Genomic DNA, 563 nt, shown 5'->3' on the forward strand with positions numbered 1-563 from the left:
GATGTACCGCGAGGACGGATACGGATACGGTGGGGTCCGGCGGGGCGGGACGGGGGGTGGGTGCCGCCGTCTCTGGGTGCGTCGCCCCGCCGGACCGCAGCGTATCCGTATCGGGCCTCGCGGTACATCTCGGCGCATGACGGTATGGAAGGTGTGGTAAGGGGCGGCTCGGTGCGGGTTGTCCGGAAACGGCGAGGGGTAAGGGGTGAGGAGCGTGGTGGGCGAGCAGGCGATTCCGGTGTTGCGGGTCGCGGATGTGGCGGTATCGGCCGCCTGGTACGGGCGGTTGGGCTTCGAGGTGGAGTGGGAGCACCGCTTCGGGGCGGGGTTTCCGGTGTTCGCCGAGGTGGCACGGGGTGATGTCCGGTTGTTCCTGTCGGAGCACGAGGGGGATGCGCGGCCAGGCGGCCTCGTGTACCTCCGGGTGCGTGATGTGGAGGCCGTGGCGCGGGAGTTCGGCGTGGTGGTGGAGGAGGCGCCGTGGGCGCGGGAGGTGGAGTTGCGGGACCCGGACGGCAATCGGCTGCGGGTCGGGACGCCGGTGGAGTGACCCGGGGGTCGGG

At 71.6% G+C, this 563-nt stretch carries 1 protein-coding gene; it reads left to right on the top strand.

Annotation, left to right across the window (positions count from 1 at the left end):
* Window positions 1–217: 217 nt before the first annotated feature.
* On the top strand, window positions 218–550 hold the full coding sequence (locus FNX44_RS27510) for a glyoxalase superfamily protein (RefSeq protein ID WP_181356651.1): 333 nt from the start codon (window positions 218–220) through the stop codon (window positions 548–550).
* Window positions 551–563: the final 13 nt, after the last annotated feature.

It is taken from the genome of Streptomyces alkaliterrae (assembly GCF_007097205.2).
Lineage (GTDB): Bacteria > Actinomycetota > Actinomycetes > Streptomycetales > Streptomycetaceae > Streptomyces > Streptomyces alkaliterrae.